3 protein-coding genes are annotated in these 4592 nt (G+C 71.7%); 2 read left to right on the forward strand and 1 reads right to left on the reverse strand.

Features of this window, described 5'->3' with window-relative positions:
- Positions 1–77: 77 nt before the first annotated feature.
- Positions 78–704, reverse strand: a complete 627-nt coding sequence (locus tag DZG00_RS12550; RefSeq protein WP_119381744.1) for a mycothiol-dependent nitroreductase Rv2466c family protein — start codon at positions 702–704, stop codon at positions 78–80.
- 152 nt (positions 705–856) lie between these two features.
- Here DZG00_RS12550 and pepN point away from each other — a divergent pair, with 152 nt between their 5' ends.
- The gene (gene pepN, locus DZG00_RS12555; protein WP_119381745.1) at positions 857–3400 is read left to right on the forward strand and encodes an aminopeptidase N; all 2544 of its coding nucleotides are present in this window, start codon (positions 857–859) and stop codon (positions 3398–3400) included.
- A 159-nt stretch (positions 3401–3559) separates the two neighbouring features.
- On the forward strand, positions 3560–4592 hold a 1033-nt coding region (locus DZG00_RS12560; RefSeq protein WP_119455680.1), incomplete at its 3' end, for a mechanosensitive ion channel family protein.

The following is a 4592-nucleotide window of genomic DNA, read 5'->3' on the forward strand; positions in this document are numbered from 1 at the left end:
GCGGCGCGGGCGATGCCGGGCGCACCGCGGCCGGACGCCTCTGGGCGCCCGGCCGCCGCGCGCGCGACGGGTAAGGGTCAGTCGAAGATCGGGCCCACGGTGCGCGAGCGCTTGATCTCGAAGAAGCCCGGGTACGCGGCCACGGCGACGACGCCGTCCCAGAGCCTCACGGCCTCCTCGCCCTTCGGCGCGGGCGAGATGACGGGACCGAAGAAGGCGACGCCGTCGACGGAGATGACGGGCGTGCCGACGTCCTGGCCGACGCGCTCGATGCCCTCGAAGTGGCTGGCGCGCATGGGCTCGTCGTAGCGGTCGGTGCGGCTGGTCTCCGCGAGCTCGGCGGGCAGGCCGAGCTCGGCGAGGACCTCGGGGATGACGACGTCGGCGTCCTTCTGGTCGCGCAGGTGGATCCGCGTGCCGAGCGCGTCGTACAGCGGCTTGACGTGCTCGGCGCCGTGCTCGGCCTCGACCGCGGCGACGAGGCGCGTGAACCGGAGCGCGCGCGGGAGGAACGACGCGAAGTCCGGGTCGTCCGCCTTGTCCTCGTTGAGCACGGCGAGGCTCATGACGCGCCAGGTGATGTCGAGGTCGCGGTGGCGGGCGACCTCGTCGACCCAGCGGGAGGTCATCCACGCCCAGGGGCAGGACGGGTCGAACCAGAACTCGACGGCGGTGGTGCGGGGGCTGCTCTGAACGTCGGACATGCCGCAAGCCTAGGTCAGCCGACGGAATAGGATCGGCTCCGAAAGCGGCGCCGCTCCGCCTGCGCACCCGCGGTCCCCGACCGCCCGGTGCATCGTCCCGCGAGGCGCGTCCGCCGCACGGCCCACCCACCTCACGGACGAGCAGGAGCACCATGCCAGGAGAGAACCTCACCCGCGTCGAGGCCGAGGAGCGCGCCGCGCTGCTGGCCGTGTCCGAGTACGACGTGACGCTCGACCTCACCCGGGGCGCGGAGGTGTTCGGATCCACCACGACCGTGCGCTTCACGGCCACCGCCGGCGCGTCCACCTTCATCGACGCGATCACGCGCACCGTGCACGCCGTGACCCTCAACGGGCGCGAGCTCGACCCGGCCGACGTCAGCGACGGCGTCCGCATCCGCCTCGACGACCTCGCGCAGGAGAACGAGCTCACGGTCGTCGCCGACGCCGTGTACACGAACACCGGCGAGGGCCTGCACCGCTTCGTGGATCCCGTCGACGACGAGGTCTACCTGTACTCGCAGTTCGAGGTGCCGGACTCCCGCCGCATGTTCGCCGTGTTCGAGCAGCCCGACCTCAAGGCCGTCTTCCGCTTCACGGTCACGGCCCCCTCGCACTGGGAGGTCGTCTCCAACTCCCCCACGCCCGAGCCCTCGGCCGCCGCCGACGGCGCCTCCACGTGGACCTTCGAGCCGACGCTGCGCATGTCGAGCTACATCACGGCGCTCATCGCGGGCCCCTACGGCGTCGTCCGCAGCGAGCTCACCTCGAGCGACGGCCGCACGATCCCGCTCGGCGTCTTCGCCCGCAAGTCGCTCATGGAGCACCTCGACGCCGACTACGTGTTCGAGAAGACCCGCGAGGGCTTCGCGTTCTACGAGGAGCGATTCGAGTACCCCTACCCGTTCCCCAAGTACGACCAGCTGTTCGTCCCCGAGTTCAACGCGGGCGCGATGGAGAACGCCGGCGCCGTCACCTTCGTCGAGAGCTACGTCTTCCGCTCCAAGGTCACCGACGCGGTGAAGGAGCGCCGGGTCACGACGATCCTGCACGAGCTCGCGCACATGTGGTTCGGCGACCTCGTCACCATGAAGTGGTGGGACGACCTGTGGCTGAACGAGTCGTTCGCGACCTACATCTCCACGCTCGCCACCGCCGAGGGCACCGAGTGGACGGGCGCATGGACCACGTTCAACGCCGGCGAGAAGTCCTGGGCGTACAACCAGGACCAGCTGCCGAGCACGCACCCCGTCTACGCGAACATCGACGACCTGGAGGACGTGCAGGTCAACTTCGACGGCATCACGTACGCCAAGGGCGCGTCGGTGCTCCGCCAGCTCGTCGCCTACGTCGGCCAGGACGAGTTCCTCGCGGGCGTCGCGGCGTACTTCCAGCGCCACGCCTTCGGCAACTCGACGCTCCGCGACTTCACCTCGGAGCTCGAGGGCACGAGCGGCCGCGACCTCGAGCGCTGGACCGACCTGTGGCTGAAGACCGCGGGCGTCAACACGCTGCGCCCCGAGATCGAGACGGACGAGGACGGGGTCATCACGTCGTTCTCGGTGCTGCAGGAGGCGGCGGCCGACCACCCGACGCTCCGCCCGCACCGCCTCGCGATCGGCTTCTACGAGCTCCGCGACGCGAAGCTCGTGCGCACCGAGCGCTTCGAGCTCGACGTGGACGGCGACCGCACCGAGGTGGCGGAGCTCGTGGGCCGCCAGCGCCCGGCGCTCGTGCTGCTGAACGACGACGACCTCACCTACGCCAAGGTCCGGCTGGATCCCGCCTCGCTCGAGGTCGCGATGCGCCACCTCGCCGCCTTCGACGACTCGCTCGCCCGTTCGCTCGTCTTCGCCTCCGTGTGGGACGCGACGCGCGACGGCGAGATCCGCGCCCGCGACTACGCGCGCCTCGTGCTCGACAACGTCGCGACCGAGGACGAGTCGACGGCCCTGCGCTACGCGCTCGCGCAGCTCACGGTCGCGGCGACCACCTACTCGGCGCCCGACCACCGCGACGAGCTGCTCGCGACGGTCGCGTCCGAGCTGTGGGCGCTCACGGCGCAGGCGGCGCCCGGATCCGACAACCAGTTCCAGTTCCTGCGCACGTTCGCGCAGGTCGCCCAGGAGCCGGCGCAGCTGGATCACGTGCAGGCGCTCCTCGACGGCGCAGAGACGCTCGAGGGCGTCGAGGTCGACGCCGACCTGCGCTGGGAGCTGCTGACCGCGCTCGTCGCGGGCGGACGCGCCGGCACCGCCGAGATCGACGCCGCGCTCGAGGCGGACCGCACGGCGACGGGCGCGCAGTCCGCGGCCCAGGCCCGCGCGGCGCTCCCCACCGCGGAGGGCAAGCAGGCCGCGTGGGCGTCCGTGTGGGAGGCCGACACCGAGCCGAACACCATCGTCCGCACCACGGGCCTCGGCTTCCGGCGGGCGTCCGACACCGATCTGCTGCGGCCGTACGTCGGCGCGTACTTCGACGCGCTGCAGGGTGTGTGGGAGTCGCGGAGCTACGCCATCGCGGCGGCGCTCATCGGCGGCTTCTACCCGTCGCCGCTCGCCGACGAGGAGCTGCGCGACGCGACCGTCGCCTGGCTCGACGCGAACCCCGAGCCGCCGGCGCTCCGCCGCCTCGTGAGCGAGCTGCTGTCGGGGGTCGAGCGCGCGCTCCGGGCGCAGGCGAAGGACGCCGAGTAGCCAGCGCTCCACTCGAGGGGGACGGTCGCGCACGCGGCCGTCCCCCTCGTCGTCCCTCCCTCCGCTCCTGCGGACGGACCCAGGGCCGGCCGAGGAGGCCGCCGGTACACTCGGCCGGATGACCTCCCCTCTCCTGATCCCCGTCGGAAGCGCGTCGCGATGGACCTGAGCATGGTGTGCTGCGGCGACGGCTCGTTCTTCTCCACGTGGGGCACGCTGATCCAGGTCCTGACCGTCCTCGTCGGCGGCGTCATCGCGCGCTGGATCCTGCTGGTCGTGATCCGCAACACCGTCGACCAGATCGTCTCGGGCGTCAAGAAGCGCCAGAACGTCGACGACACGCAGTCGATCCAGGCCTCACCCCTCACCGCGGTGCGGGTCGTGCAGCGGACGCGCACCCTGGGCAGCGTGCTGAGCAACATCACGACGGTCGTCATCGTCGTCATCGTGGTCTCGCTCGTCATCAACATCGCGTTGCCGGGTGCGCTCAGCTCCCTCGCGCTCCTCACCGCAGCCCTCGGCGCGGGCCTCGGCTTCGGCGCGCAGAACATCGTGAAGGACATCCTCAACGGCCTCTTCATGGTCGTCGAGGACCAGCTCGGCGTGGGCGACGTCGTGGACGTCGGCCCCGCCACGGGCGTCGTCGAGACCGTCGGGATCCGCATCACGACGCTCCGCGACGTCAACGGCACGCTCTGGTTCGTGCGCAACGGCGAGATCCTCCGCGTCGGCAACATGTCGCAGGGCTGGGCGCGCGTCGTCATCGACCTGGCCGTGCCCTACGACACCGACGTGCAGGCCGTGCAGGAGCGCATGCTCGCGACCGCGACGGAGCTCGCCTCCACCCCGAAGTGGCGTTCGCGCATCGTCGAGAAGCCCGAGCTCTGGGGCATCGAGTCCATCTCCGAGTCGGCCGTGGTGATCCGCATCGTCGTCAAGACCCGCAGCAACGCGCGCGACGACGTCTCACGCGAGCTCCGCGCCCGGCTCAAGGCCGGCCTCGACGCCATGGGCGTCACCCTGCCGTCGCTCACCGCCGTCGTCCTCACCGGCTTCGACAGCGCCGCGAGCGTGGGCGGCGCCCACCCGCCGCGCACCGCCTCGACGCCCGTGCAGCAGCCCGAGCAGCCTGCCCCGCGGAAGCGGGCCGCGCGGAAGGTCGCCCAGCGGCAGCCGGCTGCCGCTGGGCGAC

The organism is Clavibacter lycopersici, assembly GCF_003576405.1.
In the GTDB taxonomy this organism is placed as follows: domain Bacteria; phylum Actinomycetota; class Actinomycetes; order Actinomycetales; family Microbacteriaceae; genus Clavibacter; species Clavibacter lycopersici.

What these genes read in the sequence shown, in the direction of transcription:
- DZG00_RS12550 (WP_119381744.1), bottom strand. Translation starts at nt 704, where the DNA reads ATGTCCGACGTTCAGAGCAGCCCCCGCACCACCGCCGTCGAGTTCTGG.
- pepN (WP_119381745.1), top strand. Translation starts at nt 857, where the DNA reads ATGCCAGGAGAGAACCTCACCCGCGTCGAGGCCGAGGAGCGCGCCGCG.